The sequence below is a fragment of the Paenibacillus sp. YAE3 genome (assembly GCF_057546105.1).
This window is the reverse complement of record NZ_BAAIYF010000013.1, coordinates 91801-109649: the sequence shown is the minus strand read 5'-3', so window position 1 is coordinate 109649 and position 17849 is coordinate 91801. Positions and strand designations below refer to the sequence as shown.

Below are 17849 nucleotides of genomic sequence, written 5' to 3'. Positions count from 1 at the left end.
GGCCCGATTCGGATGCGTCCGGATCGGGTTTCTTGCTGATGCTTGAAAAGGAAAGCTCCGCAGGCAAACCCCTTTTCAACATGGAAGCCAATTGGCTTCAGCCCGTCATTCCTCGAAACGCCCGTGCGAAGGTTCGGTTTTTGGGGTAAGCTGAGGATAGGAACGTCTTATGACCTAGATGCCTCAACGGGGGCTTCATAGTCACTAGGGCAGAGAACGCAGGAGGCTGACGGCTTGAAGTTCGCACCGTTTTTTCAGCATTATAAGCAGGCGATAGGATCGCTGCCATCCGGACGGAGCCTGGGGAAAGAGGATCTGTTGACGGATGTTTTTCTCATGGCGACGGAGGGGCAGCTCGAAATGTTTTACGCACCCCATAACGAATACCTGAACCGTTCCGCGCGAATCGTTATCATCGGGATTACGCCCGGCTGGACGCAAATGAAGATGGCGTTTCAAGCGGCGCATACGGCCCTCGCCGAAGGTCTGCCGGACGAAGAGGTTTGCCGCCGGGCCAAACAGGCTGCCGGGTTTGCAGGTTCGATGCGCAGCCACCTCCAAGACATGCTGGATCGTCTGGGGCTGCCGGAATATTTGCAGATTTCGTCCAGCAGCGCGCTTTTTGGGGAGTCCCGGCATTTGCTGCATACGATCTCGTTGCTGCGTTATCCGGTGTTTGCGGAGAAGCGCAATTATACGGGGGCCCACCCCGACATATGGTCTTCGCCGCTGCTCCGGCAGCAGGCTTTATCCGTAGGCGAAGAGCTGGAGGAATTGCGTGAAGCGCTGATGATCCCGCTGGGCAGGGCCGTGGAACGGGTTCTTCGGCGGTTCGCGGAACAGGAAAGGATCAGGGAGGAGCAGGTTTTATGGGGATTCCCGCATCCTTCCGGGGCCAACGGGCACAGGCACCGCCAGTTTGCGGAAAATGAAGTGCCGATGCGGCGTAGATTATCGGTTTTTTTCGAAGGCCCGGAAGCAGGGACGACCTAGGAGGGAGCAAAAACGCATGAAAATAGACCGCGTATTAGCCATGACCGTCCTGCTGCTCAATCGGGGAAGGGTCAGCGCCAAAGAACTGGCCGATCGGTTTGAAGTGTCGACCAAAACCATATATAGGGACATGGATACGTTAAGCCGGGCGGGCATCCCGGTCGCGGCCTATCCGGGGGCGAGCGGCGGATTCGAGCTGATGGAGCATTATACGATCTCGAGACAGCACCTGACCTTCGACGAGATCGCTTCCATTTTTGCAGCCGTCAAAGGCGTCAAGGTTGCCCTCGACGACCGCGCGCTGGACGGGCTGCTGGAAAAGGTAGGGGCGCTGCTTCGCAGGTCCGGTTCCGGGCAGGGCGCGGCTTATTCCGAGAAGCTTTTGTTCGATTTGAACCCTTGGGGCCAAGGAAAAGATGCCCGAGGCAAACTGGGCCTGCTGCGGCAGGCGATGGAGCAATCCAGGCGGGTCCGGCTGCAGTACATCAACATGAACGGCACGGACAGCGGACGGGTGGTGGAGCCGGGACGGCTGATTTTAAAAGGGAACGTGTGGTACGTACAAGCCTATTGCCTGCTTCGCCGGGATTTCCGGTCCTTCCGCCTGTCGCGCATTCAGGGCATCGAAGTGCTGGATGAACGGTTCGAACCGCGGGAGCTGCCGCCGCAGGAGCAGTTTGATTGGAAGCCCGATTGGTCCGAAGCTGCCGCGGTCGGCATCACCCTTCGTTTTTCCGCTGCGGTGAGGCACCGGGTTGGAGATGCCTTCGACCATCATCAGGTCCATGTCCTGGAGGACGGAAGCCTGCGCGTGCAGGGGGATTTTCCGCTGGATGAATGGTTTTATGGCATGATCCTCAGCTATGGCGGCCATGTCGTCATTGAGGAACCGGCGCAGGCGGCCGAAGAAGTGGTTCGGCGGGCGGAACATATTTTACGGCTGTATCGGAACGCGGACACCCTGTTGTCCACTTCGGCCGGGTACAATGGGTGCATCTGATCCAAAGGAGATGTAACCACACGATGCATGAAACAATGACGCATATGCCTGCCATGACGCTGACAGGTGTCGCCGTTCGGACGTCCAACCTGCGGGAAAGCGGTCCAGAAGCGCAAATACCGTTCTTATGGGAGCGATATTTCGCCAGCGGGCTTCAGCAGAAGCCGGGACTTCAAAATCCGTCTGTTCTTTACGCCTTATATACCGACTACGAAAGCGACGTAAACGGGGAGTACACGCTGCTGCTTGGCCATGAGACGGAACGGGCCGTAAGCGGATGGGGAGAAAATTCCGCGACGGTCCCGGAAGCGGCATACATCAAGTTTACGTCGAAGCGGGGGCCGGTACAGCGGGTGGTGATCGAGCTTTGGCAGGAGATCTGGGCGTTTTTTCAAAACGCGGAGCTGGAGCGGACGTATTCCGGCGATTTCGAACGGTATGATGTGCGCGATTTTAACCCGGAGGATACCGTCGTGGACATTTTTGTGGCTGTCAAAGAATCGCGTTGATGTTATGGCGTGCAGGAAGTTTTGCAGACTTTCCGGGCACGCTTTTTATTTTGCCTTTTTTAAATTTACAATTGTAATAGTTTGGGATATCCGTTATATTTACATTTGTAATAGCTAAACCCTATCGGAAAGGAGGTGAAGAGGATGGAAGCAATGCCGAAAATTTCGGAGTCGGAATGGGAAATCATGAAAATCGTCTGGAAGGAGAGCCCGCTGACCGCCGAGCAAATCGCGCACAAGCTGCCGGAAGGCATGGGATGGAGCGATCAGACCGTGCGGACCTTTATCAATAGGCTGGTGAAAAAGAAAGCGCTCGGCTATGAAAAGTCGGGGCGAAGCTACCTGTATTCCCCGCTCATTTCGGAAAAGGAATGCGTGAGGGCGGAAAGCCGGTCTTTTCTCAACCGCGTGTTTAACGGGGCGGCCGGGCTGATGATGACCAATTTTTTGGAGGAGACCCCGCTGTCCGATCAGGAGATCGAACGTTTGCAGAGGATTTTGACGGAAAAGCAGGGGAAAGATTCGCAGGACGCATCACGGCCAAAACCGTGAAATTGAAATTAAATGAGGTCATTCCAAATGAGTGTAGCCGAAAGCCTCTTCGGATGGTTCGCCCTATCCACGTTGACGGCAAGTCTCGCCGCCGTGCTGGTCATGGCGGTCCAGCATGTCCTGCGCAGGCGTATTGGCGCCCGTCTAAGGTATGCGTTATGGCTGATCGTGCTGGCGAGGCTGATGCTGCCGGCAGTTCCGGAAAGCCCGGTCAGTTTGTTCAACATGATGCCCGAAGCCGCAGACATAAAAAAGGCTGTTTCCGGGCTTTGGTTTTGGCAGGACGAACCTGCTCCCGAAGCCGAAAACAGCACACAAAATACATTGATCCAACCACATTATACAACGAAAGCACGTGACGGGAACATCCCACAAACCTTCGTGCCGCAAGACTCTCCAAAGAGAGCGGCGGCCGCCAAAACCGAATCGCATCCCGCGGTGCGCGCATTGTCCGTCGTTTGGCTGGCTGGCGTTGCAGCATTTTTATCCTATCATTTGATGTATTTGCTGCGTATGAAGGGGCGGCATAGACATTTCCTTCGCGTCGCCGACCCTGAGATCCTGAACGTAGTGGAGGAATGCCGCCGTTTATTTTCGATCAAGCGGGAAGTTTCCGTTTATTCGGGAGGGTCGGTTCGCAGTCCGTACATCACGGGAATCCGGCGTCCTGCCATTTACCTGCCCGAAGGGTTCGGTCATGAACCGGAAGATGCCGCCCGCCTGAAGCATGTCATCGCGCATGAGCTGGCCCATCACAAAAGAAAAGATACGGCCTGGAACATGCTGGGCAGCCTGGTCCTTGCCGTTCATTGGATGAACCCGTTTGCGTGGCTGATCATGCGCAGAATGAAGGCCGACCGCGAGCTGGCATGCGATGCCTGCGTCCTCGAGGCGCTGGGCGAAACGGAGGCCGTGGCCTACGGCATGACGATCATCAGTTTTTTGAAACGTTACTCTTCACGGGGAAGCCAGCCTCAGCTGCTGTATTTTAAGGGCTTGACCGGCGAAAAGGACATTGTGAGGAGGATTCGGATGATTCAATCTTTTAAAAAGGGTTCTTATAAATTTTCCATGCTGGCGATCCTGCTTATGCTGCTGATCGGCACCTTAACGCTGACCAACGGAAAGGTAACGGAAGCGGACGGTGCCGAGTGGGTTCATGCCGAAAGGGGCGGGAATGAGGTGCTGTTTCCGGAAGACTTTCGCGAATATGATAACCTGGAGAAAGCGGCGCGTATGGCGCCGTTCCCGTTTAAGGTGCCCGCGAAGCTGCCGGAAGGCTATCATTTTGACGCCGTGACGTTTGATTTAAAACCTCTCGCATCGTTGGCCGGCTCCGAAATCCGGTTTGATTTCTTAAAAGCCACCGAGACGACGACTTTTGGACAAATTATTTTGAACATGACGCGCAGCTCCGGTTTGCAGGAAGCCTATGAAAGGATCGCCGAATCCGAAAAAGGCAGCTACGATGAAAAGGCCGGTCTCGTCGTCGAAAAAGAGCCGATTGCGCTCCCGGGCGTAAACGGGCTCAAAATAACCCTCCGCATGACCGGGTGGAAAGGGCAGCCGGAGCAGTATTACTACGTCTGGAAGGATCAAGGCGTCACGTATCAGATGCGGTGCTTAGACCGGATGCCGAGCAGCGATTTAGAGACGATGATTTCGTCAATGAAATCCCCGGATGCGGAGCTGAACCATCTGTATGAAAACAATGACTATCACGGGAAAACCATCAACTATCTGTTTGATACCGAAGATATCCGGCGGGCGCAAAAACTGATCGGTTACAACGCTGTTTTTCCGCGCCGGCTGCCCGGAGGTTTCATCGCAACCGGATCGTATGTTTCAACAAAAGTAAACTTCAACTATCCGGAAAACCAAGCGGATTCCATGCGGAAGCTGCTTGCAGTGACCTACAACCCGAAGGACCGGGACAAAACGGATAAAGAGAAAAAGACTTCGGGCATTAAGAGCGTCAAATTCACGCAAATGCTGAACGGGCAGATGTACGAGGATATGAAAAAAGGCAATACGGTCTCCTTCGAGCGAATCGACGGCGAACGTCATCAGGTTAAACTGCAGCCGATCCTCATTGGCGGCAGGGAAGTTCTACGGTCGGACAAATACAAAGTGGACGGTCCGTTAAGCAGCCCGAACGAAACCGATCTGGTGAGCTATTTCTGGCTGGACGAGGGCGTATGCTACCAGGCTCAGTTCACGGGCCAGGGCCCGGAGGAGCAGAAGATCGTTCAATATTTGATGGAACGGAAGTAAGCAAGAACAAGCGACGACTCCTATATCGATAAAACTTAGCGACGGCCCTTGCGGCTCATTGGATGTCCCGCCACCCATAAAAAGGAAGCCGTGGCGGTTTGACTTCTTCCAAAGCGGGTACTAGTATAGTTGTATGACAATCAAACTATCAAAAGAAGACGAAAAGCGGGCCAAAATTTTCAAGGCGCTGTCGGAAGTAAAACGGATTGAAATGATTCGTTACCTGCGTGCCCACCGCAGCAACAACACCTGCGGGACGATCGGGGAAGCGATGGGAATGGACAAGTCCAACGTGTCTTACCATCTCAAAATTTTATACGAAGCCGACTTGATCGACGTGAGCCGTGCGGGCCAAAATCGGCTCAGCCAACTCAAAGAGGATACGTTTAACGAATTTTTGCCGGGTTTCCTGGACACCTTATGATGGACGGGAAACCCTTATTTCCGGCAGATAGTTTTAAAGTTTTAAAACTATCTGACTTAAGACTGTCAAAGCCATGGAATTTTGCGCGCCATCTGCGGAAGGTTTTCTTTTGAATGAAGGATCTTATACCATCCTTGAACCACAAAATAAGAACATAGGAGATGTTTCTGTTTAATGAGTCAGCTAATGAATAAATCCATCGTTTTTGTATCCCGTCCGGTCGGTTTGCCTTCCATGGACAATTTCGAATTCCGCGAAGCGCCCGTCCAGGCTCCAGCCGAGGGACAAGTCGTGGTCCGTTCCATCTACCTTTCCGTCGATCCCTACATGCGCGGCCGGATGAGCGATGCCAAATCTTATGTCGAGCCGTACCGTCTGAATGAAGTGATTAGCGGAGGCATCGTCGGGGAAATCGTCGAGTCCAAATCCGATCAGTTCAAGCCGGGAGACAAAGTGATCGGCATGCTGGGCTGGCAGCTGTACAACGTGGTGGACGCGAAGCTTGTCCGCAAGGTCGACGAATCCATCGCGCCGTTGTCCGCTTACTTGAGCGTGCTTGGCCTAACGGGGCTCACCGCCTACTTCGGACTGCTCGACATCGGCCAGCCGAAGGCGGGAGAAACCGTCGTCGTCTCCGGCGCCGCCGGCGCCGTCGGCATGCTTGTCGGCCAAATTGCGAAAATCAAAGGCGCGCGCGCCGTCGGCATCGCCGGAACGGACGAAAAATGCGCTTATCTCGTGAACGAGCTTGGCTTTGACGCTGCGGTCAACTACAAGACGGCGGATTTGGACAAAGCGCTGGCAGAAGCCTGCCCGAACGGCGTGGACGTCTATTTCGACAACGTCGGCGGCCCGGTATCGGACGCGGTCATGAACCTGCTGAACGACTATGCGCGGATTCCGCTTTGCGGCGCCATCTCCTCCTACAACACCACGGACGCGGATGTAGGTCCTCGCATTCAAACGAAAATCATCAAGACCCGCTCGCTGATGAAAGGTTTTGTTCTTGGAGACTATGCTTCCCGACAGCAGGAAGGAATGGTGGAGCTCGGCAAATGGCTGTCTGAAGGCAAGCTGAAATATGAGGAAACGGTCATCGAAGGTTTCGATCATGTTATTGACGCTTTCTTGAAGCTGTTTGAAGGTGCGAACCTCGGCAAAATGCTCGTTAAAGTAGGGTAAGCTGCGCGTCGTAAGCTCGCGGGATGCGGAGAAAACGGCAAGCGTACCGTTAAAATCGATAAGCTCGCGCGAAGGCCCCTTCCGGAAATCCGGGAGGGGCTTTTTGCATTGGCCGGAGGGCAAACCTACGATTCTGCTCCCCTTTCCCGGATGCGGGCGAAGGGGCTTTTTTTTTAACGATCGACTTGTGCAGGCACGTCAAATAGGGTTATAGTGAAGACCTGTTCCCATATTCGGGCAGAAAAGAAATCATAGGATAGGGATGTTTCAAACGATGACTGCACAATTTAAAGGCAACAAGATGAACATTGCGCTGTTTGGACTGCTGCTGCTGGCGGCATTGACTCGGCTCCTGCTGCAGTGGTCCTCGGACTATACCTGGATGGAGGGCGTCTGGAACGTGATTCTGATGGCGGCGCTCGTACTGCTGTCTTTCCGGTTCTTGCACGTTTATGCCCGTTATATCCGCATTCAGGACGGCAAGGTCACGATCGCGAATGTTCAAGCAACCCGGACGTTCGAGGTCAAAGACGTGGAGAAGGTACAGATTTACGACCATTGGATCCGAATCATGATGAAGGCCGACCGCGACGTATTTATTCATTTGAAGGATTTGGACGTGCCGGGACGTGTTCCGTTTATGGCTTGGGTAGCGGAACATTTAGATATCGAAAAGGATTAGGGCGGGAGAGTCGCACCTAATCCTTTTTTACATCCTGCATTGGCTATGAAGCCGCAGGCGCCGCTTTACAGGGGCGTTATGTCTAGGCTCTGATATAAAACAGCAGCTCGCGGCCGTTTTTGACCGGCTCCCGTTCCAGCGTGTAGCCGTGTTTGACGACCTCCTCCGGCACGTTGCGGAAAGCCGCGGGACAATCGGCAATGACCTGCAGCAGCTCCCCTTTTTTCATTCCCTGCAGCGTTTCCAGGGTATAAATGACCGGGTAAGGACACGATTCCCCGCGAAGATCAAGCGTATAATCAATGGACATGATGCGTTTCCCCTTTCTTGAAACCGACGCCGAAGCGGTAATTTTTTTGCCAAAGGACGGCCGTGACGAAGCCCGCCGCCAGCAGGACAAGCGTAAGGATGAGCGCCCAGGCGGGGCCCATGGCTTCGATGAGGTTGACCGGTTTGCCCATCGACACCAGCGCCTTCTGTATGCCGAGATGATCCCATCCGTACGCCAGCGCGGTGGCTCCGGCAATGTTGCCGATAAACACCGGCAGGAACACGACCTGCCCTTCCATCAAACGGTACATCATCCCGGTTTCGCAGCCGCCGGCCATGACGATGCCGATGCCGAACAACAAACCGCCGATCAGCGTGCTTGGCGCCGCTATTTTGGTGACGGGGTCCATCCCGCCGGCGACGATGATGATCAAGGTGACGACCGAGCTGACTGCCATGCCCAGCGTAATCGCTTTGGTCATCGTGGCGCGCCCGCTGATCCACAAATCGCGAAATGCGGAAGTGAAGCAAATTTGCCCTCTTTCAATCAAAATGCCAAAACCCGCGCCGAACAAGGCAGCGGTGCCGAGCATCGTTTTGCCGTCCGCGTAAAAATAGATGATCAGTCCGGCATACGCCAGCCCGATGAGGCCGCCGATGTAAGGCTGGATTTTTTTGCGTTCCTTGACGATGTGCGCCGTGTTGCCCTTTTGCAGAACCGGCTTGCCCTTCCACCACGACGTGCCGACGATTTTGGCGCCCGCGAAGGTGCCGACGGCCGTCGCCACGATAAACAACCAGGCATGCAGCGAAAACTGCGGCACGCCGGTAAAAAACGCGGCGAGGTTGCAGCCGAGCGCCATGCGCGCCCCGAAGCCGGCTACGAACCCGCCGATCAGCCCTTGCAGCAGGCGGCGCTTTTGGCGGGGCATCCGGATTTTGAAATTGTTGCTGAGCAGCACCATCAGCAGCGCGCCGATGAACATGCCCCAGACGATCCAGCCGTCCGTGCGGGTGAACGTCGTTCCTTCCATATGGACTAAGTTAAAATAGGCCCAGCCCGAAACATCGACGCCGAACCATTCGAGGATATGCCCTCCCAGGCGGGTGAATTCGCCTGTCACGGCCCAGACGGTACCGGTGATGCCGAAGTACAGCGCGCTCAGCACGCCGGCGATCGCCATCACCAGGTAAGGACTCCAGTATGTATCGATTGCTTTTTTGAACACGATGTTTACTCCTGCCTTCCTCTTGCCGAAATTCTTTTTCTTTTGGATGTTCCCATTTTACATGATTTTTGGGATGATGTGGGCGCTTTTCGCGTTTGCGCGCCATAACATGTCACTCAATGGGAGTAGCTCTCTGCCAATCTTATGAACTTTAGGGTGCTTAAAGAAGCGATGAGATGGGAAAACTAAAGATTGATGCATTTTCCTCTGCATCGCTGGCGGGTGGGCCGGGTTCGCCGCCGAGTGGATCTTGTGAGCCGGCCGGTCCGGATTCCTGTTAAAGTTTTGTAAATTTTGTAAAAATGCTGCATGAAAAAATGGAAACGGACGCTTTTTATGTTACAATGTTCCCTAGGACATGAAATAAGGAGATGAAAAGCCATGAGCGGCACAATCAACGAGCAGGAGCTTGTGCAGTACATAGCGGCTGAGACGGGCGCTGAGCCCGAGAGCATCAGGGTTGTCCTGAAACATGAAAAGACGTACATCAACACTGCCGAAGCGAATGAACATGGCGAAGTGGAAATCGACAGCGACGATTTGGTCGACTATGTCATGAGCCGCAAAGACGTCAAATTGGATGAAATGACCGTCGAAGCCGTACTCGATGCCGAGATGGATTATCTGATGGATAAAGGAATTGCCGTGGACGAGGATTAATCGCGGCGTTTTTTCGGAAAATGAAGCCCATGCCCCCTTTTGCCGGGAGGCGGGGCTTTTTCTTTTGCCCAAGGCAGCGCTTGTCGCTGATAGAAAAAAATCTCCCATAATAAAATTATTATTGGAGAAAATCTCTAATCGCTGCTATAATGAATGCGAACAAGGTGGAAAAAAGTTCCGCTATACTTGCAAGTAGAGCGTTAGGAGATGAAGCCATGAGCGATCATTTTTTCGAGAACATTCGGGGCGGACTGATCGTTTCCTGCCAGGCATTGGAGGATGAGCCGCTTCACGGGAGCGACATGATGGCCAAAATGGCGCTGGCTGCCGACCAGGGCGGGGCGATATGCATCCGCGCCAACAGCGTTCAGGATATCGCCGCCATAAAGAAGGCAACGAAACTTCCGGTCATCGGCATCATTAAACGGGATTATGAAGACAGCGAGATTTATATTACGCCCACCTTGCGCGAGGTGCGCGAGCTGATGGACGTCGGCGTGGACGTCATCGCCCTGGACGCGACGGGCCGATCGAGACCGGGCGGGGAAACGCTGGAGGAACTGGTAACTTTCATGAAGAGCCATGGACAAAAAGTCATGGCCGATATTTCGACGCTGGAGGAAGCGCTTTATGCCGAATCGATCGGCGTGAGCTGTGTTTCAACGACGCTCTCCGGATACACGCCTTATTCGCCGCGGCAAAAGGACCCGGATTTCAAGCTGCTGCAGGAGGCCGTGCGGCAAATCCGCATTCCGGTGATCGCGGAGGGCAGGATCCATACTCCGGAGCAGGCGGCGTACAGCCTGGAACTCGGGGCTCATGCGGTCGTCGTCGGGTCGGCGATCACGAGGCCGAAGCTGATCACGGAGAGGTTTGCGCTGGCGATCCGCGGCTTCGGGAAAGGACGAGTGCAATAGCGGGCCATCAAACGCGAAAGGATGGGAAAGGATGAAGGTCATCGGCATCGATATTGGCGGAACTTCCATCAAAGGCATGGTTGTGGATCGCACGGGACGGCTTTTCGATCAGGGGAAAATCGAAACCGATGCCAGGGAGGGCAAGGATCGGATTGTGGCCAACCTGTTGACGCTCCTGGATCGGCTGCTCGCGCGACATGCCGACGTTCAAGGGATCGGAATCGGCACCGCAGGCCGGGTGGACGTACGGTGGGGCGAAGTCGTCTATGCAACCGACAACTTGCCGGGCTGGCAGGGGACGAACCTCAAGGCTTATTTGGAGGATGCCCGCAGCTTGCCGGTATTCGTGGACAATGACGTCAACGCGGCGCTTGCCGGCGAGGTCTGGCTCGGAGCGGGAAAAGATTTGGACGACGTATCCATGTTGACGCTTGGAACAGGCGTCGGGGGAGCCAACATGGTCGGCGGCCGGCTGTATCGGGGGGCCCGCTGGAACGGAGGCGAGTTTGGGCATACCATTCTGGTGCCGGGCGGACGTCCCTGCAATTGCGGCGTTCGCGGGTGCATGGAGCAGTATCTGTCCGGAACCGCCCTGGTGCGGCTGGCGAGCGAAGCCGCGGGCAAATCCTACGCGTCCGGGATGGAAGTGCTGGATGACTACGTTAAAGGCGACCCTCAGGTGATGGACGTCATGAGGCGTTTTGCGGAACATTTGGCCATTGCGGTCAACCATCTTCACTTAGGCTTGAATCCGCAGGCAGTCATTCTGGGCGGCGGGCTGATCGACTCCAAGCAGCTCTGGTGGCCTTTGTTGTTGGAAGCGATGGCAGAACTGAAGCTGGACGCGGATGTGCGCCCTGCGCAGCTGGGCAATAAGGCGGGTGCCGTCGGCGCGGCTTGGCTGATTTTGACGCATTTAGCGGAAGGAACAGCAATGATGGATGATCTTCCATAAAAAGACGCATTTTGGGGCATCTTACGATATAAGTTCAAAAGGGCAGCTTGGAAAGCTGTTCTTTTTTATGCCTATAAGGTTGAACAATCGGCATTCCCAGCAAGGCTCGGTCCTTTTCCATCCGGGGCTTGGTTTGAGCCATGCGGCTTCTACCCCCATGATCTCGTTGAACCAGCCTTCCCCCTTCCTCCGCAAAATCCGTTACGAGGCCATACATCCCTCCCTCATTCTACGCGCATTCAACTTTATGGTTCGTTATTCCGCCCCTCGCACGCACTCCCGCCAAAATGCTTTGAAATCTCCCTCAAATGACTGTTGAATTTCGAGCTGTCCGGTTTAGTTCTTCGGTGAATCCTGCCGGCTACATTCTAATTTGAACCAGAGCCCCCTCTTGTACCCAAACACGTAAAATGGGCCTTTTTGACGCTTTTTGACGAGAGTTGTTCTAATTTGTACTACGCTTTTCAAGGTGTGCATTATCCCTTGGAGCTTCGGATGACCGCCTCATAAAAACGCCGGGCAGCAGGGGGGAGCGGCTCCTTTCGCGTGAACACGGAGATGGGGTTGCCCACCTTGGCATCCCGCACATGGACTTTGGCCAATCGCCCCGCCGTGATATACGATTCGATTTCGAGGGCGGAGAGCAGGGCGGTGCCGTAGCCTTCCATCACGACGCGCAGGGTTTCGTGAAGCCCGTTCATCCGCAGGCCGACGGCCGGGGCGGGCAGCCCGCGGACGCTGCACAATGCCAGAAGCTGCTCGCGGGAAAAGCTCCCCTCTTCGCGGTAAATGAAAGGCTCCCGAAGCATCTCGGCGAGCGGGACATCCTTGCCGGCCAGGGGATGGCCCGGGTGAACGACAAAACACATGTCATCCTCAAGAAGCGGCGTCTTGTCCAGCAGCGGATGTTCCTCGCGAATGCCGCCGACGATGGCGACGTCTGCCTTGTAATGGAGGAGCAGCTCAAGCGCCCGGGCGGAGTTGGTCGTCGTCCATTCCAGCTCCACGGCGGGGTGCTGCTTTTTATACTCCGCAACAAGCCTCGGCAGCAAAAAGTTGGCGGGCAAATACGTCGCTGAAATATGCAAACTGCCCTCCGTGCCCGCTCGGATTCCTTCCAGCCGTTCCTCGATCGACCGTTCCAGGTCAAACAGCCTTTGCGCTTCGGTGGCCAGCATTCGCCCGGCATCGGTCAAGGCCACGCCGCGGCCTTGGGGACTCCACAGCCGGATGCCAAGCTCCTGCTCGAGCCTCTTGATTTGTGCCGTTACCGCCGGTTGGCTGACTCTAAGCATTTCGGAGGCCAGCGTCACGCTGCCGGTTTCCGCCACTTTGCTAAAAAACCTCAGGGCATGTAAGTTCATCGGGTTTCCGTCCTTTCCTGCAGCTTGGGTGGTCGATTCATAACAAAATTTTATGAAAAAGCAAATATAATATATTAGATTTATAGGATGTTTCTGCTTATTCTAATCCTGAGCAGGGCTTGGGGCAAGGGGATCTTGGAGCCAAAGCCCAAAACGGAGAGGATGAACCGGCAAATGAAACTGGAATGCGTTCACTGCGGCCATACGCGGAATTGGCAGCAATTCATCATAAAATGCCCATGCGGCGGCAGGCTGGAGGTCAAGCAGGATGTGACCGGGCTGGACGGGGAGAAGCTGAAGGGGATTTTCCGGGAACGGTCAGGGGAACGGATGTCGGTCTACGCAAGCGGCGTATGGCGGTATAAGGAATTGATTTTTCCGGAACTTCCCGAGAACCGGATCGTGACGAAATACGAGGGGAATACCGGCCTGTACGCGCCGGAAACGATTCGAAAAAGCCTGGGGATTCGCGGGCTGTACTTCAAAGCTCAAAGCGAGAACCCCAGTGGTTCTTTTAAAGACAACGGAATGACCGTCGCGGTTTCCCATGGCCGGCATCTCGGATATACGCGATTTGCCTGCTCGTCGACCGGCAACACGTCCGCGTCGCTGGCCATGTATGCCGCCATGGGGGAGAGTTCTTCGTACGTATTCGTGCCGGAAAGCGGCGTTTCCCAAAATAAGGTGCTGCAAACGTTGGCGTATGGGGCGAAGGTGATCCGTTTTGGCGGCACGTATGATGACGGCATTGCTTTTTTGGAGCGGCATGCCAAGGACTTGGGGCTTTATGTCTGCAATTCGATCAATCCGTTCCGGATCGCAGGCCAGAAAAGCATCATCTATGAAGCGGCCCAATATTTGAATTGGGATCTGCCGGACTGGATCGTCGTGCCGGGCGGCGCGCTCAGCAACGTCACCGCGATCGGCAAAGGGATCGAAGACTTGTGGACGCTCGGGATGATCCCGAAGCGCCCGAGGATCGCGCTGGTTCAGGCCGAAGGGGCGAGCCCCTTTCATAAGATGATGGCGGCGGGGGCCGAGGAGCTGCGCCCTGAACCACAGCCGCAGACGGTCGCTTCCGCGCTGAATATCGGAAACCCGCCAAGCTGGAAGGCTGCGCGCCGCGTATTGGAATTTTGCCGGGGCGTCACCTGCAGCGTGACGGATGAGGAGATTTTGGCTTCGAAGCAAGCCATCGACCGGAGCGGGATCGGCTGCGAGCCGGCGTCGGCCGCTTCCCTGGCGGGCCTCCGCAAGCTTATGGCGGAGAAGGTCATCGACAAAGAGGAGACGGCGCTGTGCATATTGACGGGCAACCTCCTCAAGGATACGCAGGTGTTGTCCGGGATGATGGAACATGAAAGAATGGTGAGATCGGATCTGACATTGAAAGGGGCGGAAAGATGGTTGTGACGGAGGCTTAACACCGCGTATAATCAAATTAATTTGGGGGCAGTTTGCCATAAAAGCAAATCATTTTGCTTTTGATGGCAGGGTCCTAATATCAGAGGGATTCCTGGAATCCCGACAGGAGGTTATCTACATGTCTCAAAAGCTATACGGATGCAATACGCAAAGGAAACGTTTTTTAAAAAACAACAGGCAGCGTGATGCGCACGTCATAGCAGAAGTGTTTTCGATCTTTGAATAATCAAAGATATTCGCGATATGTGTTCACGTGACGCACCGCCTGCCAGAAGGGCGGAGTCTGTCTTGAATTTTAAATCTGCGTCACAAATTTATGTATTTATGAGTTTTATGATGGCGCTGGGCAATAGCATCATGTTTACGACCAGCGGGATTTACCATGTCTCGTCTTTGGGGCTAAACCCGTTCGAGTTGGTGTTGATGGGAACGATCCTGGAGCTGACCGTGCTTATTTTTGAGGGCATTACCGGCGTGGTGGCGGACACGTACAGCCGCAAAGTCTCCGTCATCATCGGCATGTTCATTCTTGGCGCCGGTTTTGCCGTGGAAGGGAGCATTCTGTGGCTTCATGGCCTTGTTTCGGTCATTTCCGTTTTTGCTTGGGTGGTCATCTCGCAATTGTTGTTCGGGATCGGATGGACGTTCGTCAGCGGCGCCAACACCGCTTGGATGGTGGACGAAGCAGGCGAGGAGCACGCCGGAACCATATTGATGAAGTCGCAGCGCATGTCGCTGATCGCTTCGCTTATGGGCATCGCATGCAGCGTAGGCCTGTCCACGGCCTCTCCGAACTTGACGTTTTTGGCCGGAGGCTTCCTGTATGCCGCGCTCGGGGTCGCCCTCGTCTTTTGGATGAAGGAAACTAAATTCATGCGAAAAGAGCATGCCCTCCAAGAGTCCCATTTCAAACGAATGTTAGGCACTTGGCTTGAAGGGGCTGGCGTAGTGCGCAGGCAGCCGCTGCTCCTGGCGATGGTGGCGGTAACCCTGCTCGGCGGCGCGGCTTCGGAGGGATACGACCGGTTGTGGCAGAGCCTTCTGATCACCGGCATCGGATTGCCGGATCTGCCTGTGCCGCTGGCTGCCTGGTTCGGCATCGTGTCCGCGGCGGCAACGCTGCTCGGATTGGCCGGGGTTCGCCTGGCCGAGAAAAAAATGGACATGGCAAGCCGGCGCAAGGTATCGGTCGCGATGTTTTGGTTCACCCTTATCCGCGTAGCGGCGATCCTGTCTCTGGCAGCCGCAACGAATTTCGTTTGGGCGCTCCTTTCGGTGCTCGTCGTTAGCGCGGCGCGTTCCGTTAGCGAGCCCGTATACGATACATGGCTGAACATGAACCTGGAAAGCAAAACGCGCGCTACCGTGCTGTCCATGGTCAGCCAATCCGACGCGCTCGGCCAAACCGCGGGCGGCCCCGTGGTCGGATGGGTCGGCAGCCGGTTGTCCGTGCGGGCTTCGGTTTTGACCGCGGGCGTGCTGCTGCTCCCGGTTTTGGGCGTCTTCGGACGCATGGCCCGCCGAAAGAAAAACCATCAACAAAACCAAAGTTAAATTTTTCAATATTTTTACAATCGGGTAACTTTTTTCGGTTTAAAGCCGTCCTGTTAACAGGATGGCTTTTTTGATGGGCCAAATGGAAGATAAATCAATATTTTAGCATATATTTCTTAAGAATCATTCTTTGGATTGTAAGCGGAGTGTTAAATATTGTATATTGGGAACGGAGGCGATTTGAAAAAAAGTAATAAATAGGAAAACAAAATTTTGTGCATTATGATGTTTAAAGTTCATTTTCATCTTATCAAGAAGCGAGCTGATTATTGCCTGTGCGTCGGTCAAAAAAAACGTGGAAGCTTATGCTCCTGGGCATGGTATCCCTGCTCATCATGACCTTTTTTCTTCCGCGCGGATTGACGCGGATCAGCCAGCCGGAATCCTGCGGGGAAGGCTGCAGCCGTTATGACATCGTCGTCATCGGGAGCGAAATTCAAGGGGTACTCCTCGCCAAGGAAGCCCAAAATCTCGGACGGAGCGTCCTGATCCTCGATCCCCGGGAGAAACCCGGAGGAGAGTTGATCCAAGGGCAAATGCTCTTTCTCGACGAGCCTATGAACAAGGAGCGCAAAAGCCTGGTACAAGGCGAGCTCAAGGCACTGTTTGACGGGTACAACAAGGGCAAAATCCGCGACTTGCACGAATTCCAGGCTTATTACGATAAGCTGATTCAAGATATAACGCTTAAAAGCGGCATTACCATCAGCGGCGTGGAGGAAGATGCCGCAGGCAAAGGCCATCGGATGAAATCGCTCACCTATAAGGACCGGGATCGGAAGACTTATAAGGTGGAGGCCGGGTATTGGGTGGAGAACACCGATTTTAATGCCCTGACGGGCCGGCTTAAGCATAAACGGCGGATTCCGGGCATGGAGACGATCGAAAAAAGCCATAAGCCCGACTATATGGGCGCTACTTATATGCTGAACTTTAAAAACGTCGACTGGAAAAAACTCAGCAAAGAGGTGCTGAAGCATTACCCGCTGTCCAACGTCCGGAAGGTTTTTGGCCCCAATACCTACGTAGACTGGAACTTCGCGGTAGGGTTCAGCAACGTCATGGCCCAATACGTTCCCGCCGAAAAGCTCGTCCGGCTGCGTGGCCTCAACATGGCGAACCAGGGGGACGGGAAGGTCATCATTAACGCCTTAATCATGTATAACGTCGATCCGTCCAGCGATGCCTCCGTCAAAGAGGCGATGCGAAAGGGAGAGGCGGAGGCGCCGCGTATCCTGGAATATTTGCGTTCCCGTCTCCCCGGGTTTGAACAGGCCGAATTGAACGGATTTCCAAGCTACCTGTATATCCGGGATTTCAACCGGTTCGAAACGGAATACGTGCTCAAATACGAGGACGTGATGGGCGGCAGGATGTTTTGGGATAACGTCAGCATCGGCGCTTATCCGGTCGACCTGCAGGGAACGGTGCACATCCCGCACGGAATCGGCTTCGGCGTGCCGGATGCCTACGGGATTCCGCTCCGCTCTTTCGAGCTGAAGGAATACGACAACGTGCTCGTCGTCGGAAAAAACATCGGAGCCGACATCAAAGCATACGGTTCGTCGCGGATCATGGCCAACAACGCGCTGGCGGCCCAGACGATCGGAATCATCCTCGGGTACGAAGCAGACCGGAAACGGCTGAAGGAGCTGACGCCGGAAGACTTCAAGCGGATTCACCAGTATCTGAAACGAAGATATCACATCGATGTCGAACATATTTGAAGAAAGATTATCGGCTGCGAAGGCGATGCCCCGTTTTGGCGGGGCTTTTTTATTGGCTATTGAATCCCCGGAGTACAGGTTTTATAGTGATGAAAAGATTGGATTCAAAATACTGCAAAAAGGCGGGGACTC

General features: G+C 54.6%; 17 protein-coding genes. 14 read left to right on the top strand and 3 right to left on the bottom strand.

What is annotated here, in order from left to right:
• The first annotated feature begins 234 nt into the window (after positions 1–234).
• The 8 genes from AC27KL_RS22655 (at position 235) to AC27KL_RS22620 (ending at position 7616) form a co-directional block, all read left to right on the top strand.
• Complete coding sequence (locus tag AC27KL_RS22655) at positions 235–993, top strand: uracil-DNA glycosylase family protein (RefSeq protein WP_487171145.1); 759 nt, start codon at positions 235–237, stop codon at positions 991–993.
• Between the two features lie 16 nt (positions 994–1009).
• Positions 1010–1993 carry a helix-turn-helix transcriptional regulator gene (locus AC27KL_RS22650; RefSeq protein ID WP_487171144.1) on the top strand — a complete coding sequence of 328 codons (984 nt, stop codon included), beginning with the start codon at positions 1010–1012 and terminating at the stop codon, positions 1991–1993.
• Positions 1994–2016: 23 nt separating this feature from the next.
• Positions 2017–2502, top strand: a complete 486-nt coding sequence (locus AC27KL_RS22645) for a GyrI-like domain-containing protein (RefSeq protein WP_487171143.1) — start codon at positions 2017–2019, stop codon at positions 2500–2502.
• Positions 2503–2646: 144 nt separating this feature from the next.
• The gene (locus AC27KL_RS22640; protein WP_339322671.1) at positions 2647–3054 is read left to right on the top strand and encodes a BlaI/MecI/CopY family transcriptional regulator; all 408 of its coding nucleotides are present in this window, start codon (positions 2647–2649) and stop codon (positions 3052–3054) included.
• A 27-nt stretch (positions 3055–3081) separates the two neighbouring features.
• A complete protein-coding gene (locus AC27KL_RS22635; RefSeq protein WP_487171142.1) occupies positions 3082–5328 on the top strand; it encodes a M56 family metallopeptidase in 2247 nt (748 codons plus the stop codon).
• A 133-nt stretch (positions 5329–5461) separates the two neighbouring features.
• Positions 5462–5752, top strand: a complete 291-nt coding sequence (locus AC27KL_RS22630) for an ArsR/SmtB family transcription factor (RefSeq protein ID WP_036706172.1) — start codon at positions 5462–5464, stop codon at positions 5750–5752.
• 174 nt (positions 5753–5926) lie between these two features.
• Positions 5927–6934, top strand: coding sequence for an NADP-dependent oxidoreductase (locus AC27KL_RS22625; protein ID WP_339322669.1), 1008 nt, complete (start codon positions 5927–5929; stop codon positions 6932–6934).
• A gap of 274 nt (positions 6935–7208) precedes the next feature.
• Positions 7209–7616: a hypothetical protein gene (locus AC27KL_RS22620; RefSeq protein ID WP_487171141.1), complete on the top strand. Its 408-nt coding sequence runs from the start codon at positions 7209–7211 to the stop codon at positions 7614–7616.
• Positions 7617–7698: 82 nt separating this feature from the next.
• Here AC27KL_RS22620 and yedF read toward each other — a convergent pair whose 3' ends face one another.
• Both yedF and yedE read right to left on the bottom strand, forming a co-directional pair.
• Positions 7699–7926 (bottom strand): sulfurtransferase-like selenium metabolism protein YedF, encoded by a 228-nt coding sequence (gene yedF, locus AC27KL_RS22615; RefSeq protein ID WP_036706176.1) that lies wholly within the window; start codon positions 7924–7926, stop codon positions 7699–7701.
• Positions 7916–9070 (bottom strand): selenium metabolism membrane protein YedE/FdhT, encoded by a 1155-nt coding sequence (gene yedE / locus AC27KL_RS22610; protein ID WP_487171208.1) that lies wholly within the window; start codon positions 9068–9070, stop codon positions 7916–7918. Before yedE ends, yedF begins: the two co-directional genes overlap by 11 nt.
• 426 nt (positions 9071–9496) lie before the next feature.
• Here yedE and AC27KL_RS22605 point away from each other — a divergent pair, with 426 nt between their 5' ends.
• The 3 genes from AC27KL_RS22605 to AC27KL_RS22595 all read left to right on the top strand — a co-directional run bounded on the left by AC27KL_RS22605 (position 9497) and on the right by AC27KL_RS22595 (position 11647).
• On the top strand, positions 9497–9775 hold the full coding sequence (locus tag AC27KL_RS22605) for a hypothetical protein (RefSeq protein WP_036706178.1): 279 nt from the start codon (positions 9497–9499) through the stop codon (positions 9773–9775).
• 215 nt (positions 9776–9990) lie between these two features.
• Positions 9991–10692, top strand: a complete 702-nt coding sequence (locus AC27KL_RS22600) for an N-acetylmannosamine-6-phosphate 2-epimerase (protein ID WP_487171140.1) — start codon at positions 9991–9993, stop codon at positions 10690–10692.
• Between the two features lie 31 nt (positions 10693–10723).
• Positions 10724–11647: an ROK family protein gene (locus AC27KL_RS22595; protein ID WP_487171139.1), complete on the top strand. Its 924-nt coding sequence runs from the start codon at positions 10724–10726 to the stop codon at positions 11645–11647.
• Positions 11648–12123: 476 nt separating this feature from the next.
• Here the strand turns inward: AC27KL_RS22595 and AC27KL_RS22590 are convergent, their stop codons facing one another.
• Positions 12124–13011, bottom strand: a complete 888-nt coding sequence (locus tag AC27KL_RS22590) for a LysR family transcriptional regulator (RefSeq protein WP_487171138.1) — start codon at positions 13009–13011, stop codon at positions 12124–12126.
• Between the two features lie 174 nt (positions 13012–13185).
• Here AC27KL_RS22590 and thrC point away from each other — a divergent pair, with 174 nt between their 5' ends.
• The 3 genes from thrC (at position 13186) to AC27KL_RS22575 (ending at position 17717) form a co-directional block, all read left to right on the top strand.
• Positions 13186–14424: a threonine synthase gene (gene thrC, locus AC27KL_RS22585; RefSeq protein ID WP_487171137.1), complete on the top strand. Its 1239-nt coding sequence runs from the start codon at positions 13186–13188 to the stop codon at positions 14422–14424.
• 300 nt (positions 14425–14724) lie between these two features.
• Positions 14725–15990 carry an MFS transporter gene (locus AC27KL_RS22580; protein ID WP_487171136.1) on the top strand — a complete coding sequence of 422 codons (1266 nt, stop codon included), beginning with the start codon at positions 14725–14727 and terminating at the stop codon, positions 15988–15990.
• A gap of 275 nt (positions 15991–16265) precedes the next feature.
• Positions 16266–17717 (top strand): FAD-dependent oxidoreductase, encoded by a 1452-nt coding sequence (locus tag AC27KL_RS22575; protein WP_487171135.1) that lies wholly within the window; start codon positions 16266–16268, stop codon positions 17715–17717.
• Positions 17718–17849 lie beyond the last annotated feature (132 nt).

What these genes read in the sequence shown, in the direction of transcription:
- AC27KL_RS22650 (WP_487171144.1), top strand. Translation starts at nt 1,010, where the DNA reads ATGAAAATAGACCGCGTATTAGCCATGACCGTCCTGCTGCTCAATCGG.
- AC27KL_RS22645 (WP_487171143.1), top strand. Translation starts at nt 2,017, where the DNA reads ATGCATGAAACAATGACGCATATGCCTGCCATGACGCTGACAGGTGTC.
- AC27KL_RS22640 (WP_339322671.1), top strand. Translation starts at nt 2,647, where the DNA reads ATGGAAGCAATGCCGAAAATTTCGGAGTCGGAATGGGAAATCATGAAA.
- AC27KL_RS22635 (WP_487171142.1), top strand. Translation starts at nt 3,082, where the DNA reads ATGAGTGTAGCCGAAAGCCTCTTCGGATGGTTCGCCCTATCCACGTTG.
- AC27KL_RS22630 (WP_036706172.1), top strand. Translation starts at nt 5,462, where the DNA reads ATGACAATCAAACTATCAAAAGAAGACGAAAAGCGGGCCAAAATTTTC.
- AC27KL_RS22625 (WP_339322669.1), top strand. Translation starts at nt 5,927, where the DNA reads ATGAGTCAGCTAATGAATAAATCCATCGTTTTTGTATCCCGTCCGGTC.
- AC27KL_RS22620 (WP_487171141.1), top strand. Translation starts at nt 7,209, where the DNA reads ATGACTGCACAATTTAAAGGCAACAAGATGAACATTGCGCTGTTTGGA.
- yedF (WP_036706176.1), bottom strand. Translation starts at nt 7,926, where the DNA reads ATGTCCATTGATTATACGCTTGATCTTCGCGGGGAATCGTGTCCTTAC.
- yedE (WP_487171208.1), bottom strand. Translation starts at nt 9,070, where the DNA reads ATGGCGATCGCCGGCGTGCTGAGCGCGCTGTACTTCGGCATCACCGGT.
- AC27KL_RS22605 (WP_036706178.1), top strand. Translation starts at nt 9,497, where the DNA reads ATGAGCGGCACAATCAACGAGCAGGAGCTTGTGCAGTACATAGCGGCT.
- AC27KL_RS22600 (WP_487171140.1), top strand. Translation starts at nt 9,991, where the DNA reads ATGAGCGATCATTTTTTCGAGAACATTCGGGGCGGACTGATCGTTTCC.
- AC27KL_RS22595 (WP_487171139.1), top strand. Translation starts at nt 10,724, where the DNA reads ATGAAGGTCATCGGCATCGATATTGGCGGAACTTCCATCAAAGGCATG.
- AC27KL_RS22590 (WP_487171138.1), bottom strand. Translation starts at nt 13,011, where the DNA reads ATGAACTTACATGCCCTGAGGTTTTTTAGCAAAGTGGCGGAAACCGGC.
- thrC (WP_487171137.1), top strand. Translation starts at nt 13,186, where the DNA reads ATGAAACTGGAATGCGTTCACTGCGGCCATACGCGGAATTGGCAGCAA.